We start from the raw sequence: 24,190 nt of genomic DNA, 5'->3' as shown, positions 1-24,190 counted from the left end.
ATGACATTTCGTTGTCGTACCATGATACAACTTTAACCAATTGTTTACCGTCAACATCAAGAACTTTAGTTTGAGTTGCGTCAAACAATGAACCGTAAGACATACCTAGGATATCTGAAGATACGATTGGATCTTCAGTGTATCCGTATGATTCGTTTGAAGCTGCTTTCATAGCTGCGTTCACTTCGTCAACAGTAACGTTCTTTTCAAGAACTGCTACCAACTCAGTTACAGAACCTGCTGGAACAGGAACACGTTGAGCAGCTCCGTCCAATTTACCGTTCAATTCTGGGATTACAAGACCGATAGCTTTTGCAGCACCAGTTGAGTTAGGAACGATGTTTACAGCACCAGCGCGAGCACGGCGAAGGTCACCACCACGGTGTGGTCCGTCAAGGATCATTTGGTCACCAGTGTAAGCGTGGATAGTAGTCATCAATCCTTCAACAACACCAAAGTTGTCTTGAAGAGCTTTAGCCATTGGAGCCAAGCAGTTTGTAGTACATGAAGCACCTGAGATAACTGTTTCAGTACCGTCAAGAACGTCGTGGTTAGTGTTGAATACAACTGTTTTAACGTCGTTTCCACCAGGAGCAGTGATAACAACTTTTTTAGCTCCACCAGCGTGCAAGTGTTTTTCAGCAGCTGCTTTCTTAGCAAAGAAACCAGTAGCTTCAAGAACGATTTCTACACCGTCGTTAGCCCAGTCGATTTGTTCTGGATCACGTTCAGCAGAAACTTTAACGAATTTACCGTTAACTTCGAATCCACCTTCTTTAACTTCAACAGTACCGTCGAAACGACCTTGAGTTGTGTCGTATTTCAACAAGTGTGCAAGCATAACTGGATCTGTAAGGTCGTTGATACGAGTAACTTCAACACCTTCTACGTTTTGGATACGACGGAAAGCAAGACGACCGATACGTCCGAAACCGTTAATACCAACTTTAACTACCATTAGTGATTTCCTCCTTATGAAAATCATGAAATTTTTATTGTGAAAAGAGTAACTTGAATCACTACAAATCACCTTTCAACAAACCTATTATATAACTATTTAAGTTTAATTGCAAGTACGGGCGTTGTTTTTTGTCTATACCCCACTTATTTTTCTTTCTCCTTTAAAAGCCTATACTGCTGTCTTTCTTTGTCTACCTAGTCATTTCCCACTTTCCTTTTCAGATGAAAAGTGGAAATAGAAAAGCTAAAAATTATTTTCAACACTCCAATTCCACAAGAAAAGAGACAGGAAATTCCTGCCTCTAGGCTGATAACAATTATTTACGGCGTCCTGGTCTTTCTTTGTAACCATAGTAAGAATCTTCGATGATTTCTTGCATATGGTCAACCATTGGAAGGCGTGGGTTAGCTGGTGAACATTGATCTTCGTAAGCAAGGAAGGCCAATTCACGTGAATGTTCTTTCCATTCTTTTTCATCGATTCCTTGTGCTTTGAAGTTCATTTGGATACCTACGCGCTCACCAAGTTCGTAGACAGCTTTTGCGTAAGATTCCACACCTTCTTCTGGAGTAGAAGCTGGAAGTCCAAGCATGCGTGCGATATCTTGGTATTTTTCATCTGCACGGTAGTAGTTGTACTTAGGCCATGTTGCTGTCTTAGCTGGACGTGTACCGTTGTAGCGGATAACGTATGGAAGCAAGATTGCATTTGTACGACCGTGGATTGTGTGGAATTGCGCACCGATTTTGTGAGCCATTGAGTGAGAAATACCTAGGAAGGCATTGGCAAAGGCCATACCAGCAATTGTTGAAGCGTTATGCATTTTCTCGCGTGAATGGAAGTCTGCATTCTTAACTGAGCTTTCAAGGTTTTCGAATACAAGTTTGATGGCTTGAAGTGCAAGACCGTCAGTGTAGTCGCTAGCCATTTGTGATACATAAGCTTCAGTCGCGTGGGTCAGTACGTCCATACCAGTGTCCGCAGCAACAAATCCAGGAACTGTCAATACCAAAGCAGGGTCTACGATTGCCACAGTTGGTGTCAATGAGTAGTCAGCGATTGGGTATTTACGGTTGTTTGCTTTATCAGAGATAACGGCAAATGGTGTTACTTCAGACCCTGTACCAGATGTAGTTGGAATCGCGATGAATTTAGTCTTCTTACCAAGCAATGGGAATTTGAAGGCACGTTTACGGATATCCATGAATTTTTGGACAAGGTCACGGAAGTCCACTTCTGGTTGCTCATAGAAGAGCCACATTACTTTAGCAGCATCCATTGGAGATCCACCACCAAGAGCGATGATTGTATCTGGTTTGAAGGCACGCATAATCTCAGTACCACGGTTTACAGTTGTGATATCTGGATCTGGTTCTACATCTGCAAAGATTTGGTAAACAACCTTATTGCGACGAAGATCAAGTTGTTCGATGATACGATCAAGGAAACCAAGCTCGACCATGGCATGGTCAGTAACGATCATGACACGTTCAACGTCACGACATTTTTGAAGGTATTGAATTGAATCACGTTCAAAGTATGTTTTTGAAGGAAGTTTCATCCATTGCATGTTATTTCTCCGTCTTCCGACTTTTTTGATATTCAAGAGGTTAATGGCACTAACGTTATCCCCAACTGAGTTGCGTCCGTAAGAACCACATCCAAGTGTCAATGATGGTAAGAAGGCATTGTAAACGTCCCCGATACCACCGAAAGTAGAAGGTGAGTTACAGATAACACGAATAGCTTTAACAGCTTTACCAAATTCTTTAGTCAATTCTTCGTCAGCTGTGTGGATAGCTGCTGAGTGTCCAAGACCGTTAAATTCAACCATTTGACGAGCCTTAGTAATACCATCTTCACGGCTTTCAGATTTCAAAACTGCGATAACTGGTGACAATTTTTCACGGGTCAATGGCTCATTTTCACCAACTTCTTTACATTCTGCAGCAAGAATGTTTGTTCCTTCTGGAACTGTAAATCCTGCTTGTTCTGCAATCCAAGTTGCTGGTTTACCAACGATGTCAGCGTTCAATTTTGCACCAGCACAGTTTTTGCTGTTTGCTTTCACGCCGAAGCAGAATTCTTCAAGAAGTGCTTTTTCTTTTTTGTTTACAAAGTAAGTGTGGTAAGATTTGAACTCTGCTACAAATTCATCGTAAATTTCTTTATCAATGATAACTGCTTGTTCAGATGCACAGACCATACCGTTGTCAAATGATTTAGACATAACGATATCGTGTGCTGCTTGACGGATATTTGCTGATTTTTCAACATAAGCTGGAACGTTTCCGGCACCTACCCCAAGAGCTGGTTTACCACATGAGTAAGCCGCCTTAACCATGGCATTACCACCTGTTGCAAGGATTGTCGCAACACCTTCGTGGTTCATAAGAGCACTAGTTGCTTCCATAGATGGTTCAGTGATCCACTGTACGCAGTTTTCAGGAGCTCCTGCTTTAATCGCAGCATCACGAACGATTTGAGCTGCGTGAGCTGATGATTCTTGAGCTGATGGGTGGAAGGCAAAAACGATTGGATTACGCGTCTTCAATGAAATCAATGATTTGAAGATTGCTGTTGATGTTGGGTTTGTTGTAGGAGTAATACCACAGACAACACCAACCGGTTCAGCAATCAGGGTCAATCCTGTTACATCGTCTTCTTCAATAACGCCAACTGTTTTAGTGTGACGCATGTTGTTTACTACGTGTTCACAAGCAAACAAGTTCTTAGTTGCTTTGTCTTCAAATACACCACGTCCTGTTTCTTCATAGGCATGTAGAGCCAATTCCCCGTGGGCATCCAAAGCTGCTACTGATGCTTTGGCAACGATATAGTCAACCTGCTCTTGGTCCAACTTACGCATTTCCTCAAGAGCAACTAGAGCTTTTTGCACCAAGCCGTCGACATGCTTTTCAGCAGCGAGTTTCTTTTCCTCTGGTGTCACAGTTTTTTTATCAGCCATATTTTCCTCCATAGCTTTCAAGGATCGATATCCTTTGTTAATTTTTTCACAAGTTTATTATAACGCATTATTTCAACTTTGTAAACAGTTTCATAAACATTTCACAAAGAATTTTTAAACCCTTGTGAAATTTTTCTCATTTTCCTTTATTATCAGTTTTTTTCTTCAAAGTTTGTGAAAATTATTTCAAATATTTTTTATTTCACAAGCTTGATTGGAAGAGGAGCTTGGAAGGAGATAGATTTTCTAGTAAGCGCTTACTTTTAGATGCTAGCAATACCTCCTTTGATAAGGAGGCTTTATTTTTGTTGAAAAACGCCTTGTTTAAAAGTCCCTTCATAAACAACTTCTTGTTCTGTTGTTAGTTTTCCTTTTCCTTCAGCCTGACCATTTACAAAATCACCTTCGTAGGTCCAGCCTTCTTTGGATTGAAAGGTACCTTTTCCGTTGAAGGCTCCATTGTTGAAGCCACCTGTATATTGGTCTCCATTTTGGAAGGTAATGGTTCCTTGGCCATTCATTTTACCACGTACAAGACTGCCGTCGTAAACAATCGTTCCATTATCAAGCTTTAGAACACCTTTTCCGGGAATATTTAGAAAAAAGACGAGTACAGCACAGAAAATAATGGCAACTACTGCTAAAAGCTCTAAACGTGGACGAGTCAGATACACTCGATACTTTTCGTAAAAATTCTTAAGATTTTCCACCTTCACTCTCCTTCTCTAAACGTTCTAACCAAGCTTGACAACCCTCTTGAACACGCTGATAGGTTTCCTCAAAATCTCCTGTATACCAAGGATCTGGAACACTTTCAGATGCAAATGAGTAAATCTTATCTTGACAGTCTACTGGACACATCTGACGTAAGTCAGAAACATTTGAAGCGTCCATTCCGATAATATAATCAAAGGCTTCAAAATCTTCCTTACTAATCTGAAGCGATGTCTTGCCTTTATCATAAGGAATCTGATACTGTTGAAAAATCCCTTGAGTTCCCTTATGAATCGGATTGCCATGTTCCCAAGAAGAAGTCGCTCGACTTTGGATTTCATAATTATCTGTCATTGATTTCATAACAAACTCGGCCATAGGGCTACGGCAAATATTTCCCAGACAGACAAAGACTAGTTTTTTCATCCCATTTCCTTTCTTTTATAGAAAAACGGGAGTTAATAATCCCGTCTTATTTTTCAATTGCACCTTCTAGTGAAGCTGTTTCTTTCAGCGGTAATACGGTCTTGATAGCAGCTAGTTCAAAAGTCAAGTAAACTCCATCTACATCAAGAACAATCGTTCTCTTCTCCGTATCTACTTCATCGACTGTTCCGTAAAGTCCACCGATCGTAATCACTTCATAGCCTTTTTGTAGTTTGTTTAAGCTTTCCATACGTTTTTGTGCTTGTTTCTTTTGAGAACGTTGCATAAAGAACATCAAGCCTAACATCGCTACAAGCATAATTAAAAATGTATAATTTGGATTCATTGTATTCTCCTTTGTCTTTTACATAGGACTACTATATCAAATTTCAGCTACTTTTACAAGATTGTACCTTGCTTTTCTAATAAGAAAAACCAGAGCTTGCGCCCTGATTTTTAGGATTATTTCAAGTTTTGAACGACTTTAACAAGATTTTCTACAGTAAAACCATATTCTGCCAATACTTTTGGTGCTGGGGCAGAGGCTCCGAAGGTATCAATACCGAGAACAGCACCATCGAGACCAACATATTTGTACCAGTTTTGACTTGCACCCATTTCGACTGCAACACGACGACGAACTGCATTTGGAAGAATTTCTTCCTTGTAAGCTGCATCTTGTTTATCAAAGACATCTGTAGATGGCATGCTGACTACGCGGACTTTTGCTCCTTGACTAGCCAATTCTTTAGCAGCTGAGACAGCAAGATTAACCTCTGAACCTGTCGCAATCAAGATGGTATCAAAGTCTGCTGCATTTTCATAGACGACATAGGCACCTTTTGCAACCTTGTCGAAGTCTGTTCCCTCTTCAACAGTCAAGTTCTGACGTGTCAAGACAAGGGCAGTTGGTGTTTTCTCACTTGTCACTGCAAGGTACCAAGCTGCTTGCGTTTCACGCGCATCTGCTGGACGGAAAACGTTTAGATTTGGCATAGCACGAAGACCTGCTAAATGCTCAACTGGTTCGTGGGTTGGACCGTCTTCCCCAACCGCGATTGAATCGTGGGTAAAGACATAAGTCACAGGAAGTCCTTGTAAGGCTGACAAGCGAACAGCTGCCTTCACATAGTCAGAGAAGACGAAGAAAGTTCCACCGTATACACGAAGTCCACCGTGAAGAGCCATCCCGTTCAAGATTGTTCCCATAGCAAATTCACGAACACCAAACTGAATGTTACGGTTCAAGCGATTGTCATCGTCTTGAAGTCCGTCAGTCTTGATATAAGTCATGTTTGAGTGAGCAAGGTCAGCTGATCCACCTAGGAAGGTTGGTAACTTAGCCGCCACAACATTCAAGGCATCTTGGCTTGAATTACGAGTTGCTTGAGAGAAACCATTTTCTAAAGCTGGGAAGTCTGCTGGAGTCACTTCAACTGGATCGCGTCCATCAATAATGGCTTCAACTTCTGCAGCCAATTCTGGATGCGCTTCTTTATAGTCAGCAACTAATTTAGTCCAAGTTTGATAAGCTGATGCACCACGGTCTGCAACATGTTCTTTGAAATCAGCATAAACTTGTTCTGGAATTTCAAATGGTTCATAGTCCCAACCGAGAGCTTGACGAGTAGCTGCAGTTTCATCTGCTCCAAGAGGAGCACCGTGTACGGCATTAGTTCCTTGTTTGTTTGGAGAACCGTATCCAATAACAGTCTTCACTTCAATCAAAGATGGCTTACCTGAAGCTTTAGCCGTTTCGATAGCAGCATGGATAGCTTCCAAGTCTGTTCCATCTTCTACCAAGGCAGTATGCCAACCGTAGGCATTGTAACGGTCACGAACACTTTCTGTAAAGGAATCCTTTGTCTCACCATCCAAGTTGATGTCATTTGAATCATAAAGAACAACCAACTTGTCTAGTTTTTGCAAGCCTGCATATGAAGCCGCCTCGCTTGAGACACCTTCCATCAAGTCTCCGTCTCCACAGATAACATAAGTATAGTGGTCAAAGATATTGTAGCCTTCGCGGTTATATTTGGCTGCCAAGAAACGTTCTGCTTGGGCAAAACCAGTGGCAGTTGAGATCCCTTGACCTAGAGGACCTGTTGTAGCATCAATTCCTGCTGTATGGCCAAATTCTGGGTGACCTGGTGTTTTTGAACCCCACTGACGGAAGCTCTTAATCTCATCCATGCTAACATCTTCAAAACCAGAGAGGTGAAGAAGGGCATAAAGAAGCATTGAACCATGACCTGCTGAAAGAATAAAGCGGTCGCGGTTGATCCAGTTTGGTTGAGCTGGATTGATACGAAGTTGTTTTGTAAAGAGGCTGTATGCCATCGGAGCCGCTCCCATAACCACACCTGGGTGACCTGAGTTGGCTTTGTTGATAGCGTCAATACCTAGGAAACGAATTGCATTAACAGATAGATTTGACATAGAATTTCCTTTCTATTTGAGGTGATGATTGAATCACACATTCTATTTTACTATTATATGAAAAAATACATAGAATAGCAATTAAACAATTCGACGTAAATAAGTATTCTATTTGCTATCCTCTAGTCGCCTGATAGTAGGGAAGTAAGCGTTCATAAGCATCTTCTAATTTTTCTAAAATCACTTCTAATGATTGATTTTCTATAAAAGAAACATCTGCCTTAACTAAAACTTTGCGAACTTCCTGACTTCTCAACTTCTCGCGTAAAGTACAACGATTTTCTTCGTTCGCCTCCCACCGTTGACTTTGACCATCAGAGTAGACTAGATAATAAATCCCTTTAACGGTTGGAATTTCTAAAACTTTAGCCTGCTTGCCTAGAGTTTGCTCATCCTTCTTACGCTCGATGAAACTGACTTCTAGTGAGACTCCAAAATCAGAAGAACTTCCGTACAAACGTAAGGCCATCATAGGTTCTGTCACTTGTCCGTTTCTCTGTAGATAGACCCAAAAATGTGGTCGCAAACGCTGGGCCTGATTCATCCACTGACTAGTTTGTTGGAGTTGCCATTCTGGATGGCTTGCTTGAAAGGCTTTAGCCAGTTCTGTAAAAGCCTTTCGAGTCTCTTGGCCTTTATGGCGCAATTCCAGCATTTTCTCTCGTTCTTCTCCTGCTTTGTCAGGATTACGGTACTGTAAACCAGCAAAGTTCAGATAGTCTCTTATCTTATTCAACATTAGTTTAATCTCCTCTAGCTAGCAAAAAATCAGGATAAACCTGATTTTACTTATTCTATATCTACAACGACATAGCGATTTGGCTCGTCACCTTCAGAGTAACTAGTCACGCCATCCATACGTGAAATAATACGATGGATAATCTTACGTTCGCTATTTGACATTGGATCTGTTTGATGACTGCGGCCTTCTTCTAAAACACGAGTCGCCAATTTTTGAGCATAGGTCTGCAAGACTTCTGCACGGTGTTCAACGTAATCATTGACATTGATTGTAATATAGAAGGTTCTTGAATAGCGGTTATAAAGATAATTTTGAGCCAATAGTTGCAAGGCCTTCAAAACTTTACCATGATATCCAATAATACGACCTGGTTCGTTGGTATCAATTTGTAGATTGATACTACGACGGTTATAGTCATTTGAAATCGTCGCCTCAACGTCCATATCATCAATAATCGTTTGAACATAAGTCGTGACTTCCATAGCTACTTGTTCAATATCAAAGCTCGGTTCAACCTTTAAGCCCAAATCTTCTAATTCTTGACTTTCAGTTTGTTCAGCTTGACTCTCAACAGTGGGAATTTCTACTTCTTCTTCGAGGCCAGCTTCTTCAAGCTGTAATTCATTTAAAATCTCAATATGGCCTGTTTCCTCTAAGATAGTGCTAGCATGTTTTTCATTTTTCAAAATCTCAGCCTTAACTTCATCAGAAATTTCTTGACCTTCTTCTTCAATCTTTTTAATTGCTTCTACAACATATCCCAAATCAACTGTCGCTTCACTGACCGTTTTAACTGGTTCATTTTGTTCATTAATTTCTTTAGGAACTCCCTTTACAGCTTGTTGGTTGGCTTTTACAACTGTCGTTTCACTAATAGCATCAATATCCACTTGGGCTGGTTTTTTACCAAATAAACCGAGAAATCCTTTTTTCTCACGAGAAATGACTTTGATATGAGCCTTCATTCTTGGAATATCTAATTCTTTCAATCCTTTCTGGATTGCTTCTTCAACAGTTGAACCTGTAAATACTACCATTACCAGATTCCTCCTTATTATTTCGTTTTCTGAGCCTTTTTCTTGGCTTTTCTTTTTCTATTTTCCAAATCTTTTTGTGCCTGTACTAGAGCCTCGCGCTCTGCGATAATCTTGAATGGATTGTTCAAGAAATAGGTTTGCAAGACTTGATAAGCATTAGACACTGCCCAGTAGAGAGCGACTCCGCTCGGAGCATAAACCCCAAAGATAAAGATCAAGACTGGAATCCCATACATCATCGCAGTCGTAGCTCCGTTACGCTCAGACAAGGCTTTATTTGATAACCAAGTACTTAAAAAGGTGAATACTGCTGCTAAAATCGGAAGCACGAATGTTGTATCCACATCACCAAGATTAATCCATAAGAAATGACCTGTCTTCAAAAAGTCAACTCTTGATAGGGCTTGGAACAAGGCCAAGATAAGTGGCATCTGAATCAAAATCGGCCAAAGAGAATCCGACTGTCTGACACCCATTTCTTTAAAGACTTTACGCATTTCCTGCTCTAGTTTGGTTCTGCTTTCCATATCTCGACCCGGATATTGTTCTCGCAGTGCCTTAATGCGTGGTTGAGCTTCCTGCATTTTTCTAGAAGCCACCATTTGCACTTGAAAGACTGGCAAGAGCAGCGTACGAATCAAGACCGTAAAGAGAATAATCCCCACTCCGATACTGATATCAAACGATAAAAAGCGAATGACTTCTGCAAAGAAGTAAACAAATTTACTCCAAAAATCAGCCGAATCGGCTGTAATATCACTAGTTGTCCCATTTGTTGCACAGGCTGTCATGATCAATAGAGACAGTCCTAGCAAACTAGTCAACTGTAGTTTCTTTTTCACTCCCATTTCCTTCCTGGTAAATCTTTGATAACTTTAATACGTGGAGTAGATTTTTCTCCATCTCTGCGTATTCTAAGGTTTCGACCCCTTTCCGAGCAATGACAACAAAGTCTACATTTTTTACCAGACTCCCTTTTGCATTCTGGATAATATGTCTAATTCGTCGCTTGATTTGATTTCTAGTGACTGCATTCCCCAGTTTTTTGCTAACTGATAGACCTACTCGAAAATGGTTTTTCTGGTTTTCTAGTTGGTAGACAACAAATTTTCGATTGGCAAAACTTGTACCCTCCTTGAAAATCGCCTTAAAATCTTTCTCTCTTTTTACACGAAAGTTTTTCTTCAAAACTCAACTCCATCTATTAAATTACTACTATTATACCATATTTTTCAAAAAAGCCAATCATAGCAAGGTTTTGAACAATTTCATCAGAAAAAGAAGCTGGAAAAATCACTTTTCCAACTCCTTTTACGGAATATTTTTTCTAGTTTTACTTATTTTTTCAAACGTTCAACGTCACGGGCAATAACTAATTCCTCATCTGTTGGAATAACCAAGACACGGATTTTAGCCGCCTCTGTTGAAATGTCTCCTGTAACACCGAAGACGTTCTTTTCTGGGTCAACATCACAGCCAAACCAAGAAATTCCTGAGATAACATCCTTACGTACATCGGTTGCATTTTCACCTACACCAGCTGTGAAGATAATAGCATCTGCTCCATTTAGGACTGCAAGGTACTGCCCAATATGTTTTTGGATACGGTCAATATAGATTTCATATGCTAAGGTAGCATCATGGTCTCCTTCTTTTTTAGCAGCAATCACATCACGCATATCACTAGACTTGCCTGAAACTCCCATGAGTCCTGACTCACGATTGAGAATATGGCTAATAGCTTCTGGAGTATTAAAGTCCTCTGTATATTGCATTAGGTAAGGGATGATAGCTGGGTCAATATCCCCTGTACGAGTTCCCATCATCACACCACCAAGTGGAGTGAATCCCATTGAAGTATCCACAGATTGACCACCCTTAACAGCTGTAATAGAAGCACCATTACCGATGTGGCAAGTAATCAATTTCAAGTCTTCTAATGGACGGCCCAAGAGTTTTGCTGCTTCTCCTGCTACAAACTGGTGACTTGTACCGTGGGCACCATATTTACGAACCTTGTTTTCTGTATAATATTTTGTTGGGAGAGGGTAGCGATAAGCTTTCTCTGGCATAGTTGTGTGGAATGAAGTATCGAAAACAACTACACTGGTAATGTCTGGCAACAATTCCTTGAAGGCACGAACACCTGCCGCATTGGCTGGATTGTGGAGCGGAGCCAACAAACTCAACTCTTCAATTTTTTCTAAAACATCTCCCTCAACAACTGTTGATTCTTTGAAATATTCTCCACCTGCAACAACACGGTGGCCAACACCAGTAATCTCATCATAAGCCTTGATAATATCGAAACGAATCAAGTCATCCAATAAAATTTTAACAGCTTGTGTGTGATTTTCGATATCCAAAATTTGTTGTTCAGAACGGCCGTCAAATTTTACAGTTGAAATTGAATCTTTCAAACCGATACGTTCAATCAAACCTTTGGCTAACACTTTTTCCTCTGGCATTAAGTATAATTGCCATTTCAAACTTGAACTTCCTGCATTGATTGCAATTGTTTTTGTCATAACAAGACTCCTCTTTTAAGCGTTTTCAACTATTATAACAAAATCTATTTTATATTTCAGTACCTTGAGTCCATTTTTGAAAATTTTCTTTAAATTTCATTAAAACACTTGCATCTTGCAAGCTAACAAGTGGATAAACAAAAGGCTCTACTGCTATTTCACTTTTCTTCTGTAAGATAAAAATAGTCTTAGATTGTTTAGCATTAGCAAAGAGATTTTCAGGCAAACTAATCATGGCAGTCAGACTTGCCTCCTCTTTCAGCCATCCTTTCAACAAATCACTTTGAGGGCTGGTCAACAAATCACTCGGAGCAAGAAAAATAGCGTATCCATCTGACTTGAGATACTTAAACCCTTGTTCCATGAGCAAGTGATGGGCGTAAGTATGTTCTTGACTAGAAGCAACTTGATGGCGCAACGCAACAGCATCATCAGGATAATAACCGACAGGCAAGTCGCTGATGACCACATCGCTTTCTTTGAGCATTTGTGGACGAACGGCATCTCCTTGGACAAAGCCAGCCCGCAAACCAATTACATCTGCCATGCTAGCTGCCACATCAATCAGCAAATCATCCACTTCCATTCCCAAGTAATCCACCTTTTTATCAAGCGAGGTCAAGAAAGTAGCGCCCAAAATTCCCATGCCAGAACCCATTTCGAGGATAGTAATTTCCTCCTCTTTAAACAACTCTTCCACAATAAACACCAAAAGTAAAGCAATAGCATCTGGTGTAAACTGGTGATTGGCCTGCAAGGGTTCTGTTTGCCCAGCCTTCATCAAGAGAAACTGGTAGGTCTTAAGCCATTCTTCTTTGCGAAGTGCTAAACGCTTAAGGGCTTGATTGTTCTCCTTGACCTGCTCTAGCTCAGTTTTACCATCCAGATAGATGCTATTTTGCTCCACCAAGGCGTCATAAAAGTTAGTCGCCAAATCACTTTGGATGACTTGGACATTCTCTAGTAAATAGGTATAAGCTTGTTCAATTTTTTCAAAATCCATATTCCTATCTTATCAAATTTCCCTTCTTTTTTCCATCCTTATAGAAAAATCACTCCCTGACTAGGCGAGTGATTTTTGGGCTACTGTTAAAAAGAGTTCTGAGTAATTTGCTTGAAACAGGTCTTCAGCACTGTAAAGAATCTGACTATGTACAGATGAAAAACCATGCTCAATTAGCTGTTTTTCCAGTTCAGCTAAATCAAATCCATGATGATTAGCCTCTGTCTTGGTAAAATCAGCAAGTAGGAGTTGTCCATCTTCCTTCAAATGTTGATGAAACAGTGAGAGAGTCGCATCCAAATCAGGCATATGATGAAGAACACGACACACAACAATGAGGTTAAATTCTTGCTTCAAGGGATTTTTCAATAAATCTTGCTCCAAAAACTGGATATTCTTGATGCCTTGCTGCTCCGCTTTCAAACGAGCTTGATCCAGCATTTTATCCGAAATATCCACCAATGTTACAGACTTGGTCTGCTTGGCCAGGGGCAAGGTTAACAGACCCGTCCCTCCACCGAAATCCAAAATTTCTTTGTCTGATAAAACATCAATCTGTTTCTCGACTGCTTGACATACCAAGTTTGCAAGAAATATATTTTTAGGGGAATCGAAAGTTTCTGCTTTGTGGTTAAAATCATGTTTCATATCTTTAGTTTAGCACAAAGTAGCTTGATTAACTAGGAATTCTCTTTCTTTTCAAGCTTATTTTCTGATTTTTTCTTCTCCACTTTTTCGCTTGAATCGGTCGCTACCTCTTCCTCTTTATATCTTTTCTCTTCTTTGATTTTGACGGAAGGAAAGATGAATTCATATTGATTCTTTTGTGTACGAACCGTCGTCACCAAGCCAATTTTCTTGTTTTGATAGCTTACTTGACCTAGGTTAAAGACCTGTTCCCCACTTTCTTGCTCAATCTTATCCTTGGTTCTCTTGGCCATGGCAAAAGCAACCAACTTTTCTTTATTTAAGGCATAGTCTTGATGATGGGAAACTTGCCGGTTCAAGTAAAACTGCAACAAAAGACTAAAGATAGCAGCCACGGTGACTGCATAGAGGAGAACACCTGCCTTAACTTTTTTCTTTTTCCACACGATAGATGAACTCCCTTTCTAAGCCTTTTTGGAATTGAAAACGAAAACGAACCAGTTGATTGTCCTCTGTAATCTGTGCGGATTTGAGGCCATAAACCATAGGCTGATAACCTCGTCCACTGGCATCGGTTTTCCGAAAATCATCTGATTTAGACTTACCTATAGCGATATCCTTGTCATCCTGCTTCATATAGAGACGGTTGCCCTCCACTTTTTCGAACTGCGAACGGTCTAATTCTGCCTCCAACTGATCCACAAACAAGAGCCACTCCTTTTGCTCACTTTGCTGCTGATAGTGAATTTCTGAAATGAGGAGCTGACTCATGGCTTGAAAGAGGAGTAAACTTCCACTGATGACAATGAGAGCAATCAGGGATTCCAACAAAGTAAAAGCCTTGACCTTACGGCTCTCTGATTGCCAACAACTGTTCTGAACCATGATAAACCTCCAATCCCTTTTCACTAGAAAACACCTGAATCTCAACTCCGTTGATGTTTACCTGATTTTGACCTGTCTGCAGAGCCATCTTAGCTATCCTCAAGACTTCTTCCTTTTGCAAGATTTTTGCTTCTTCTTGCCTATTTTTTTGAATTTGTCCCAAAAGGAGCGTCGCGATGCTGGCAAAGATAGCTAGAGCCACTACTGCTTCCAGTAAAATCACTGCCCTAATTTTTTGTTTCCTTAATGCGTTTAATTTTTCCATTTCCTAGATATAATTGATAGCGAATCGTTCCTTTACTGGTCTGAAATTCAACCTTAGCCAGGGACGAATTGCCCCCAGCTCGGTCAAATGTGATACTTTGTCCCAATGGTGCTTGAATTCCTTTAGGAACTTTCAGCTTTTGACTGTCATTGCTAATGGTCTGTCCGTCTATGCTCAAACTTGTCTTTTGCTGACTGGCTACACTGCGTTTTTGGGTTTCCCGATAGAGTTCTTCAAACTCCATAAAGAAAATCTGCTCCTCTACCGCCGAAAAAGTGGACTGAACAGAACCAGACAAGCCCAAGGCAAGGATACTCACAAGTCCCAAAACCAAGAGACTTTCCAGCATGGTAAAGGCCTTAATCTGAAACACTTTGACTGGCACCTTGTTTAGCATGGTATTCTTTATAGGCTTTAGCTTGTTCTTTTGTGATTCGCCCATCTGCTTGTAACTTGCTTAGGCTAGCATCTTCATTTTTATCTAAGCTATAAAGTTCTGCCTGACTTTCCACCACCTTAACAACAGCTGCTTTTCCTTTGTCATTGACTGCTTCTTTTTGCTTGGTCAAATTAGGTACAAAGAGCAAAAGAAGCACACTGATAATCAGCAAGACCACCAACATCTCCACCAATGTAAAAGCTTTAACCTTAGCTTTTTTCAAGAATGTCATCATTTTTTTCATTTTAAAAATTTACCTCCATATTTTGATACATGGGCATGAGCATTGCCGCATAAAGTAAAACGATAATCAGTGCCACAAAGATAAAAACCAGTGGCTGTACTAAGTTCATGGTGCGATTGACTCGGGTAAAAAAGGCTTCCCAAGTTTTTTCAGCATAGATTTCCAACTCACTCCCCAGCTTAGACTTGACTTCCCCATACTCGATGATGAGACTCAACTCCTTTTTAAAGAAAGGATAGGCTGCTATGGTTTGAGAAAATTCGCGGCCATTTTGTAGAGCTTGAGCCAAATCTTGACCGATTTCTTTAAAGAGCTGGGAACCTTGTTCCTGCATGATTTGAAAAATCTGCGTCAGCTCCATCCCCTGCGAAATCATATTCCCCCATTCACGCGCATAATAGGCTGTCAGATAAGTCTGCACAAAAATTCCAAAGAAGGGAAGGCGTGCTAGGATAGAAAAAACACGCATCTTAGAACTTCTTTTATAAAAAGTTAGTGCTAACAGGACACCTACTGAAACAAACCCTACCATGCCTAGAAAGATTTGTGGCAGATTGCCAATGATTTGGGTGGCAATATTGCTACTATCCAATTGTGGTAGTAGGTAGTTCCGTAGTCCCAGCATGATTAAGAGAAGAAATCCCAGTAAAATCAAGGGATAGGTCGCTACTTCAATTAATTTTTTCTTGACCTTGGCAAGATTGTCTAGATATTCTTCTATCTTTCCCAAACTCAGGTGGAGATTTCCATGGACTTCCGCTAGGGATAACTGAGTGACAATGGCACTTGAAAATCCCAAACTTTCCATCATTTCTGAGAATGATTTCCCCTGAGACAAGCCCGTGCGCATCTGGGTCACACACTGTTTGTCCAACAAGGAACTCCTATCTAAAAAGGAGATAGTCTCCACCAAATGAAAACCGCTAGAAAAGAGATTGTTAAATAGGGTGATGATATTTCTTTGCTTAGCTGTAGCTAATTTTTTCCGTTTCAGCCTGAAAACTTGTGATATGTCCATCTTTAAGAAGCTGGTCAATCTGTTCATTCCAGCTAGTTGGCTTGTGTTCTTGATAGTCTTTGTTTGCAAAGTCAACGATTCCTCCTCCCCCGATTAATCTCTGGTAGCAAACTCCTTGCAGAACAACTGCTAATTCCTCCTCACTCACACCCAACTCCAGCAGGCGCTCATAAACACCTCGGATACTCTTGGCATGAATGGTTGAAAAGACTGTCGCACCTGTCAAACTAGCTCTGACCACTGCACGCGCCGTCTCGCTGTCCCGAATTTCTCCGATAATCAAGAGATCAGGACGATGCCGTAGGGAAAGCTTAATCAGATTTTCATAGGTCAACCCGATTGCTTCGTTCAACTGTAACTGAAGCATGTCGTCCTGCTTGATTTCGACAGGATCTTCTATGGACATAACTTGCTGTCCTTTAAAGAGAGATTTAGCCAATTCATGCATCAGGGTTGTCTTGCCACTTCCGACTGGACCAGCAAAGAGATAGAGACCACGTTGCCTGTACTGCTTGCCCAATTCATCAATATCTTGAAACCAAAAATGCAAATCCTGCTCCTCATCATGCAACAAGCGAATGACTAAACTCTCATGCCCTCGATAGTCGCCTACAGTAGATAAACGTAAGGACGCCATCTTCTGGTCATATTCATAATCACAAGAACCAAGTTGACTACGTCTCTTTTCTCCAACATTCATACCCGCCACAAACTTAAAGTGACTGATGACGGCCGCAAACTTTTCAAAATCATAACAACCGATTTTACAGCGCTCATCTCCTATCCTCATATGAAGCTCATAGGCGTCTAACTTAGGGACAAAATAAATGTCTTGTGCCCCTTTTTTCCGAGCCGAACGAATGATTTCTTGTGCAATTTCTTGAACCATACTTACCTCCTCACCTATACTATTCGCAAAGATTTGGAAAAATAAAAAAAGCAACTCCAAAAAAGTTACTTTTTCTCTATTTTAATTTCATACGGCAAGAACGGTGCCTTTCCTTACCTGTTTGTTTTTCATAGCCTGGACGTAATTTTTCATCTGGGATAACCTGCTCATCCTGCAAAAGAGCCAAAGAATGGTATTGTTGTAAATACTCATCACATTCATCACACCAGCGTTGATCTTCCGGATCCCAGAAAATGGTCATCAAGTCACTTCTACTTTTATAAAGAGGGGATTCTTGTTCCAATTTAAACCAGCAAGTTTTATAGTATTTGAGAGCATCATAATACTGGTCAAATTTTCTACTTGCTACAATATCTTCTTCCCAACCTTCTATAAACCACCAAGGTTCAAAATCTCCATACATTTCTATAACACGATACATATTCATTCATTTCCTTTGTATCGTATATTATAACTAATTCCATTAAACAAGAAAAGAAATATGCTCATTTCTTATTTTTCAGATAAAAAATTCAGCCATCTGATAAATGACTGAATTTCTATTTGCTTATATGATTAAAGTCTTGCTGTTTCTTAAGCTTCTGAAATATCGTTTTCGATGATGACCTTGATTGCATGGTGGTCTGCTGCTTTACTGAAGACTTCATAGGCTTTTTCAATTTCACTTAGTTTGAAATAATGAGTTACCAATTTTTCTGGTTCAATCTTATGACTTTCAAGAGCTTTCAACAATTGTGGAGTTGTATTTGTAGATACCAAACCAGTTGTTACATTGATGTTGCGAATCCAAAGTTTGTCTAAATCGAATTCAACTGGTTTACCATGCACACCACAGTTGGCAACTGTTCCGTCTACACCGACAATCTTTTGACAGAAATCAAATGTTGCAGGAATACCAACAGCTTCGATAGCGACATCCACACCACGACCATCTGTCAAATCATAAATTTCTTTAATCGCTTTTTCAGGGTCTGAAGAATTAACCTTGTGAGTCGCACCAAATGATAGGGCAGTTTCCAAGCGGTTATCGTCTAAGTCCACCATAATCAATTTAGCTGGTGAATAGAATTGAGCTGTCAAGAGAGCAGCCAATCCAACAGGTCCTGAACCAATAATGGCTACACTACAACCAGGTTCTACTTTCCCTTTCAAGACACCAATTTCATATCCAGTAGGTAGAATGTCTGATAGCATAACCAAAGCTTCATCTGACAAGTCTTCTGGAGTGTGGTAAAGAGTGTTATCTGCATGAGGGACACGTAGATATTCAGCCTGCATACCATCAATCAGGTGACCGAAAATCCAGCCCCCTTCGTCTTCACAATGGGCATAAATTCCTTTTTTACAGTAGTAGCATTTACCACAGGCACAGACACAAGAAATCAAGACCTTGTCACCTTTTTTGAAATTAGAAACTCCTTCTCCAACTTCTTCAACAATCCCAATCCCTTCGTGACCAAGAATGGTACCACTTTGGCAAGCGGGAACATCCCCTTTGATAATATGGAGGTCTGTTCCACAAATAGTGGTTTTTACGATACGCACAATAGCGTCTGTTGGCTTGCAAATCACTGGTTTGTCTACATCAACAAAAGAAGCAAGTCCTGGTTTAACATAAGTATAGGCTTTCATAAAGCACTCCTCCGTTTTTTTATTTGTACTATTTATAATATAATTGTAAGCCTTTTCAATTGTTTGTTCAAGTTTTTTTGTGATTTTTTTAACTTTTTTATTTACCGGTAAAGCAATATAGATAAAAAAGCAGAAGCTAATCCCTAACTTCTGCTTTCTCTCTTATGCTTGATAACGTTTCACACCGTCTAGATAGGTTGCTACCAATTCCAAATCTTTATCTAATACGATAAAATCCGCATCATAGCCTTCACGGATTTGGCCACAAACATCATCAATGTGAACAGATTTTGCTGGGTTAAGGCTGGCCATCATGACTGCTTCATGTGGATTCGCAATGCCCCATTCGACCACATTCTTCAAACCGTCCTTGAGTTTGAGGATAGAACCTGCCAAATTGCCTGTCGATTTGAGGCGTGCAGTTCCATTTGCAACGACAACTGGGAATTCGCCCAACATGTAGTCGCCGTCTTCCAATCCACCCGCTGTCATACAGTCCGTGATAAGGGCGATATTTTCAGTTCCTTTTTGTTTAAGCAAAATATCACAGGCCTTGGGATCCACATGGTGTCCATCACAAATCAATTCAGCATAGGTATGAGGTAATTCATACATGGCTCCTACCATACCGAGTTCACGGTGAGTCAAGCCACGCATGCCATTGTAGGCATGTACCCAAACGCTCGCTCCAGCATCGACTGCTTTTTTGGCTTCATCAAATGTCGCATTTGAATGTCCAAGAGCAACTGTCACACCTTCTCCAGTGATAGTCCGTACAAAGTCTTCTACACCTTCACGCTCTGGCGCAAGAGCAATTTTATTAAGCAAGCCATTAGCTGCTTTTTGCCAAGCACGAAACTCATCCATACGAGGATCTTTCATATAGGCAGGGTTTTGAGCTCCCTTGTATTTCTCTGTGAAATAAGGCCCTTCAAAGTAAATACCACGAATTTTTGCTCCACTTGCTTCCCGATAACGAGCACCGATATTTTCTGTTACCGCAAGCAATTGCTCATAAGTTGAAGTCAAAGTTGTTGGCAAGAAGCTGGTGACACCTGTACTAAGTAGTCCTTCACTCATGGTATGAAGGGTTCCTTCGATATTATTATCCATAACATCCACACCGCCAAATCCATGAATGTGGGTATCTACAAGTCCTGGAGCAATGCTATAACCTGTATAGTCAATCACCTCAGCTCCTTCAGGAATTTGTTCGACATGTTTTCCAAACTTGCCGTCCACAAGTTCCAGGTAACCTCCACGACGAACTCCGTGTGGGTAGAAAAATTGGTCCGCTTTAATATAGTTAGGCATAATGTTAACCTCCTTAAAAGATTGATTCCACAATTTATTATGTCAATTACATTATAAACCTTTCTTTTTTATTTGTAAATGGTATAGACCTATTTTCTAGAGATATTTTAAAAGAGCTGGATTTCTCCAACTCTTCTCTTTTTTATACAAGTTATTTTGATTTGACTGGCTTGTCTTGAGCTGTTTGCAAGGCTGTGGCAATGGTATCTGCATACAATTTAGCTCCTGCTTCAATCTTACTATTGTCACTTCCAAAATGGACTTGGTCTGTTCCAGTCCAAATTTCTGGATGCTCTTTCGCAACTTGATTCCAATCTGCTATCGTGACGTAAGGAGTCTTCTCTGCCAATTCTCTCATATAGGCAGCCGCCTTCTCAACGATGGCATAGGTCTCTTTTGTCTTATCTCCTTCATAAGGAGTCACCAAAACCATATGGTGCCCCTTAGGAAGATTTTTCACGATATTATCCCAATCTTCCTTGTAATTTTCAGGATTATTTACCCCAGTTGCAATAACCACCATCTTTGGTAGAAATTTATTCTGGCTATTGTTGAGCATGATTTCGTTGGCGGTCTTGGTTGTTCTGCTGACTTGTGCATTAATCTGTGCCCCTGGAAGGGCTGTCTGCAAGGCTGTATTAGCTCTTAGTGCTACCGAGTCACCAATTAACATCGTTCCATCAGCAATTCCTAAACTATCAGCTTCTGCTCGTTCTGTCATTACCTTGGTCTGGTTAATATTTGTTGCAGCTTGCTTCAAGCCATTGACAGTCAAATCTGTCTCAAACGCTCCCACTTGTGGTGCCAAGAAAGTCACTAAGAAGACAATGAAGGCCAAGATTCCTGTACTTGTTGCAAGAATTGCGTGAATATAAGGCAGGGGACGAAGAGTTTGTAAAACAGGTGTGTTCTTTCCTGCAATCCAAGGTTCCAACACATAAAATGATAGGCTAGCAAAGCCATAAGAACAAATCAAAGTCAGTAACACAGCAAAAAGATTTGATGTCAACTGTGAGAATATGATATAGAAAGGCCAATGGAAGAGATAAACAGCATAGCTAGTATCCGCTAAGAAGCTGATAATCTTCGGTTCCTGTATATGAGGTGTCTTTTCATGCAAGATACGCGCAGCCAGAATCATAGCAAGGGTTGCAAGACTGGCAAGTAAGAAGCCTATAAGATAGGCAAAAAGATAAGTGAATTTGACAAAGAAGGTCAAAATGAGTAAGAAGCCAAAACCTCCTCCAAAAACTAAAAGGGTCTTGCGTAAATTCCAGATTTTATCCAACTGCTTGACGAGGGAAGTCGTCTGACGAACGCCTACAATCGTTGCTAGGATACTTCCCAAAAAGAATGGATAAACATGAGTTAAACTGGAGAAGTAAACAGAGGAATAAGAGGTTACTAGAAAGCTACCAATAAACATGGAGAAGAAACTAATCAAGAAGGCAGCAGCCGATAAAAGAAAAACCATCCCTCTCAACTGACCATTTGATCTAGACTGTTTCGATAAGAACCAAACTGCCAAGCCCCAAAGAATATAGTAGTGCACCTCAACAGCCAAGCTCCAATTATGAACAAACAAATGAGGAATGAACTGAGATTCATAACTCCCACCTGTTAGGAGTTCATAGAAGTTGGTCATAAAGCCTAAAACACCCGCAATCTGGCCACCAATTCCAGCAACATAGTCTTGACGAACCAAGAAAGTAAAGGGCATGGTCACCAAGACCATCAAAACCACAGGTGGCACGATTCGATAAAAACGTCTCCTAAAAAATTCTATCAAGTCAATCTCATGATTTTTAGAAAATTCTTCGATGAGTAGAGCCGTAATCAGGAATCCTGAAAACGTGAAAAAGACATCTACCCCGAAAAATCCTCCAGGAAAGATGGTCTGAAAGAAATGATACAAGAGTACCAGGAGTAAACCTGTAATCCTAATCAAGGAAAACCATTTAATGCGCATACGAGTTTATTCTTCCTTTCGTTATACACTTTATTCTATCAAAAAAAGAAGAAAAATCCTAAGAGAAAACTTAGGATTTTTAGCTTATATCCATTCCATTTTAGAAATTACGGCCTGATTTATTATAGCCATATTTTTCAACAAAATACTCACGGAATTCCAAGAGATTGTCATCCATGATGGCTTGTCGCACTTGCTTCATCAGGTTGAGCAGGAAGTAAAGATTGTGGTAGCTAGTCAAGCGGATACCGAAAGTTTCATCAGCCTTGAGCAGGTGACGAAGGTAAGCGCGTGTGTAGTTCTTACATGTGTAGCAATCACACTCAGGATCCAGTGGCGTAAAATCCTCAGCAAACTGAGCATTTTTAACAACCAAACGTCCCTGACTGGTCATACAAGTCCCATTACGAGCAATTCGAGTCGGCAAGACACAGTCAAACATATCTACACCACGAATCACCCCATCGATCAAGCTATCTGGTGCTCCCACACCCATCAAATAGCGAGGTTTATTTTCAGGAAGCAGTTGGGTTGTAAAGTCCAAAACCGCATTCATCTCTTCATGGGTTTCTCCCACTGCCAAGCCACCGATAGAGTAGCCTGGGAAATCCATACTGACAAGGTCGTGAGCTGATTGGCGACGAAGATCTTCAAATCCTGCCCCCTGCACAATTCCAAACAAACCTTGGTCATGTGGACGACGGTGAGCCTTCAAACCACGCTCAGCCCAACGGCTAGTACGCTCGATTGATTTCTTAACATAGTCATAAGGTTGATAAAACTGTGGACATTCGTCAAAGGACATCATGATGTCTGAGCCCAGATTGTTCTGAATAGAAATTGCTTTTTCTGGCGATAAGAACATCTTAGAACCATTGAGATGGTTTTTAAAGGTTACTCCTTCTTCTGTGATATTACGGCTATCTGCTAAAGAATAAACCTGAAAACCACCACTATCCGTCAAGATTGGCTGGTCCCAGTTCATGAACTTATGGAGACCACCTGCGCGTGCGATGAGTTCATCTCCTGGACGAAGCCAGAGATGATAAGTGTTTGACAGGATAATTCCCGAACCCATCTCCTTCAATTCTTCAGGTGACTGAGTTTTGACAGTAGCTTGAGTCCCAACTGGCATAAACATAGGTGTCGGGAAGGTGCCGTGGGGAGTGATGATTTCTCCTAGACGAGCTCCTGTGTGTTTTTCTTTCTTAATCAAACGATATTTGATTGGTGAATCTGACATTTTCTACCTCCGAAGCTGGGAAAGACAGTCCCAGTTCATACTTTGTGCCCAAGGGCATACTGTATGATTTTATCAAAAAAAGCTGGAACTGTCACGAACTATGGTATAAAGAATTTGTGTTTACAAGTACTTTCCGTTGCTTGTTGATAGTTGAGTTTTTACTTATTTTTCTTTAAAATCATTTTCGTTAATTGCTATCATTTTTTTAAATCGTATTCATCATCGTATTCATTTTCATACTCATATTTGCCCGTATAGTTGAGAAAGTGTCAGTTTATTTCTAATAGTTTACAAAAGGATCAGTGAGTAATTTCACTGTTTTTATTTTTGACAAAACCACCACTCCCCCAAGCAGATGATTTTACGCATTTGAAATGCGTTTATTCGATTTACATTTCTTGGATTTTAAATCCATTTTTAAGCAAACAAAAAACCGCAAGCCTGAGCCTGCGGTGAAAGAACAATTTAGAAAGTTTCCTTTCTATTTATTTTTAAGATTATTTAGTTGTAATCAAGCCTTCTGGCTCTACTGTGAACTCTGGCTTATCTGCCAGTGTTCCGTCTGGTTTGATGTAGTACCAGCCTGTTCCGTCTGCTGATTGGACGAAAGCATTTGATACCATGTTGCCATTCTTACGGTCAAGGTAGTACCAAGTCAGCTTATGCTTAATCCAGCCAGTGACCATCTTGCCTTCTTCATCGAAGTAATACCAAGCATTATTGATACGAGCCCAGCCAGTGGCCATAGATCCTGAATCCGTGAACCAGTACCAAGCGTCTTTATAATTCAACCAGGTACTACGCT

At 40.5% G+C, this 24,190-nt stretch carries 25 protein-coding genes and 1 pseudogene; all 26 read right to left on the bottom strand.

The window, feature by feature from the left end; genetic code table 11:
• A partial coding sequence (gene gap / locus RWP09_RS09640) for a type I glyceraldehyde-3-phosphate dehydrogenase (RefSeq protein ID WP_314437119.1) occupies positions 1-958 on the bottom strand: 958 nt, incomplete at its 3' end.
• A 319-nt stretch (positions 959-1,277) separates the two neighbouring features.
• On the bottom strand, positions 1,278-3,929 hold the full coding sequence (gene adhE / locus RWP09_RS09635) for a bifunctional acetaldehyde-CoA/alcohol dehydrogenase (RefSeq protein WP_033688059.1): 2,652 nt from the start codon (positions 3,927-3,929) through the stop codon (positions 1,278-1,280).
• A gap of 299 nt (positions 3,930-4,228) precedes the next feature.
• Positions 4,229-4,639: an MORN repeat-containing protein gene (locus RWP09_RS09630; RefSeq protein WP_033688058.1), complete on the bottom strand. Its 411-nt coding sequence runs from the start codon at positions 4,637-4,639 to the stop codon at positions 4,229-4,231.
• A complete protein-coding gene (locus RWP09_RS09625) occupies positions 4,626-5,069 on the bottom strand; it encodes a low molecular weight protein-tyrosine-phosphatase (protein WP_314437113.1) in 444 nt (147 codons plus the stop codon). Before RWP09_RS09625 ends, RWP09_RS09630 begins: the two co-directional genes overlap by 14 nt.
• A gap of 46 nt (positions 5,070-5,115) precedes the next feature.
• On the bottom strand, positions 5,116-5,415 hold the full coding sequence (yajC, locus tag RWP09_RS09620) for a preprotein translocase subunit YajC (protein ID WP_001069289.1): 300 nt from the start codon (positions 5,413-5,415) through the stop codon (positions 5,116-5,118).
• A gap of 116 nt (positions 5,416-5,531) precedes the next feature.
• A complete protein-coding gene (tkt, locus tag RWP09_RS09615) occupies positions 5,532-7,508 on the bottom strand; it encodes a transketolase (protein ID WP_314437110.1) in 1,977 nt (658 codons plus the stop codon).
• A gap of 115 nt (positions 7,509-7,623) precedes the next feature.
• Positions 7,624-8,247 carry an HI_0552 family protein gene (locus RWP09_RS09610; protein WP_314437107.1) on the bottom strand — a complete coding sequence of 208 codons (624 nt, stop codon included), beginning with the start codon at positions 8,245-8,247 and terminating at the stop codon, positions 7,624-7,626.
• A gap of 50 nt (positions 8,248-8,297) precedes the next feature.
• Positions 8,298-9,287 carry an RNA-binding cell elongation regulator Jag/EloR gene (gene jag / locus RWP09_RS09605; RefSeq protein WP_314437103.1) on the bottom strand — a complete coding sequence of 330 codons (990 nt, stop codon included), beginning with the start codon at positions 9,285-9,287 and terminating at the stop codon, positions 8,298-8,300.
• Positions 9,288-9,304: 17 nt separating this feature from the next.
• Positions 9,305-10,129: a membrane protein insertase YidC gene (locus RWP09_RS09600; protein WP_314437100.1), complete on the bottom strand. Its 825-nt coding sequence runs from the start codon at positions 10,127-10,129 to the stop codon at positions 9,305-9,307.
• On the bottom strand, positions 10,104-10,475 hold the full coding sequence (gene rnpA, locus RWP09_RS09595) for a ribonuclease P protein component (RefSeq protein ID WP_314437097.1): 372 nt from the start codon (positions 10,473-10,475) through the stop codon (positions 10,104-10,106). The genes RWP09_RS09600 and rnpA overlap by 26 nt, the downstream gene beginning before the upstream one ends.
• A gap of 149 nt (positions 10,476-10,624) precedes the next feature.
• Complete coding sequence (locus RWP09_RS09590) at positions 10,625-11,815, bottom strand: acetate kinase (RefSeq protein WP_314437094.1); 1,191 nt, start codon at positions 11,813-11,815, stop codon at positions 10,625-10,627.
• 49 nt (positions 11,816-11,864) lie between these two features.
• Positions 11,865-12,818 carry a class I SAM-dependent methyltransferase gene (locus RWP09_RS09585; protein ID WP_314437092.1) on the bottom strand — a complete coding sequence of 318 codons (954 nt, stop codon included), beginning with the start codon at positions 12,816-12,818 and terminating at the stop codon, positions 11,865-11,867.
• Between the two features lie 60 nt (positions 12,819-12,878).
• Positions 12,879-13,466 (bottom strand): class I SAM-dependent methyltransferase, encoded by a 588-nt coding sequence (locus RWP09_RS09580; protein WP_314437091.1) that lies wholly within the window; start codon positions 13,464-13,466, stop codon positions 12,879-12,881.
• Between the two features lie 32 nt (positions 13,467-13,498).
• Positions 13,499-13,912, bottom strand: a complete 414-nt coding sequence (gene comGG / locus RWP09_RS09575) for a competence type IV pilus minor pilin ComGG (protein WP_314437087.1) — start codon at positions 13,910-13,912, stop codon at positions 13,499-13,501.
• The gene (gene comGF / locus RWP09_RS09570; protein ID WP_314437084.1) at positions 13,890-14,351 is read right to left on the bottom strand and encodes a competence type IV pilus minor pilin ComGF; all 462 of its coding nucleotides are present in this window, start codon (positions 14,349-14,351) and stop codon (positions 13,890-13,892) included. Before comGF ends, comGG begins: the two co-directional genes overlap by 23 nt.
• Positions 14,314-14,616, bottom strand: a complete 303-nt coding sequence (comGE, locus tag RWP09_RS09565) for a competence type IV pilus minor pilin ComGE (protein WP_314437081.1) — start codon at positions 14,614-14,616, stop codon at positions 14,314-14,316. Before comGE ends, comGF begins: the two co-directional genes overlap by 38 nt.
• Positions 14,579-15,013, bottom strand: coding sequence for a competence type IV pilus minor pilin ComGD (gene comGD / locus RWP09_RS09560; protein ID WP_314437079.1), 435 nt, complete (start codon positions 15,011-15,013; stop codon positions 14,579-14,581). The genes comGE and comGD overlap by 38 nt, the downstream gene beginning before the upstream one ends.
• Positions 14,976-15,299, bottom strand: a complete 324-nt coding sequence (comGC, locus tag RWP09_RS09555) for a competence type IV pilus major pilin ComGC (RefSeq protein ID WP_314437076.1) — start codon at positions 15,297-15,299, stop codon at positions 14,976-14,978. Before comGC ends, comGD begins: the two co-directional genes overlap by 38 nt.
• 1 nt (position 15,300) lies before the next feature.
• On the bottom strand, positions 15,301-16,317 hold the full coding sequence (gene comGB, locus RWP09_RS09550) for a competence type IV pilus assembly protein ComGB (protein ID WP_314437121.1): 1,017 nt from the start codon (positions 16,315-16,317) through the stop codon (positions 15,301-15,303).
• Positions 16,265-17,206, bottom strand: a complete 942-nt coding sequence (gene comGA, locus RWP09_RS09545) for a competence type IV pilus ATPase ComGA (protein ID WP_314437073.1) — start codon at positions 17,204-17,206, stop codon at positions 16,265-16,267. Before comGA ends, comGB begins: the two co-directional genes overlap by 53 nt.
• Positions 17,207-17,282: 76 nt before the next feature.
• Positions 17,283-17,648: a DUF1033 family protein gene (locus RWP09_RS09540; RefSeq protein ID WP_261101001.1), complete on the bottom strand. Its 366-nt coding sequence runs from the start codon at positions 17,646-17,648 to the stop codon at positions 17,283-17,285.
• A gap of 152 nt (positions 17,649-17,800) precedes the next feature.
• The gene (locus tag RWP09_RS09535) at positions 17,801-18,859 is read right to left on the bottom strand and encodes a zinc-dependent alcohol dehydrogenase family protein (RefSeq protein ID WP_314437066.1); all 1,059 of its coding nucleotides are present in this window, start codon (positions 18,857-18,859) and stop codon (positions 17,801-17,803) included.
• A gap of 162 nt (positions 18,860-19,021) precedes the next feature.
• Positions 19,022-20,173, bottom strand: a complete 1,152-nt coding sequence (gene nagA, locus RWP09_RS09530) for an N-acetylglucosamine-6-phosphate deacetylase (protein ID WP_261036951.1) — start codon at positions 20,171-20,173, stop codon at positions 19,022-19,024.
• A gap of 151 nt (positions 20,174-20,324) precedes the next feature.
• On the bottom strand, positions 20,325-22,142 hold the full coding sequence (locus RWP09_RS09525; protein WP_314437063.1) for an acyltransferase family protein: 1,818 nt from the start codon (positions 22,140-22,142) through the stop codon (positions 20,325-20,327).
• A gap of 100 nt (positions 22,143-22,242) precedes the next feature.
• On the bottom strand, positions 22,243-23,385 hold the full coding sequence (gene tgt / locus RWP09_RS09520; RefSeq protein WP_001285237.1) for a tRNA guanosine(34) transglycosylase Tgt: 1,143 nt from the start codon (positions 23,383-23,385) through the stop codon (positions 22,243-22,245).
• Between the two features lie 497 nt (positions 23,386-23,882).
• A pseudogene (locus tag RWP09_RS09515) lies at positions 23,883-24,190 on the bottom strand (autolysin); the annotation flags it as partial.

Origin of the sequence: uncultured Streptococcus sp., from assembly GCF_963521255.1 — a bacterium.
GTDB lineage: Bacteria > Bacillota > Bacilli > Lactobacillales > Streptococcaceae > Streptococcus.
The sequence above is the reverse complement of the archived record's forward strand: the minus strand, read 5'-3'. Positions and strand labels throughout refer to the sequence as shown.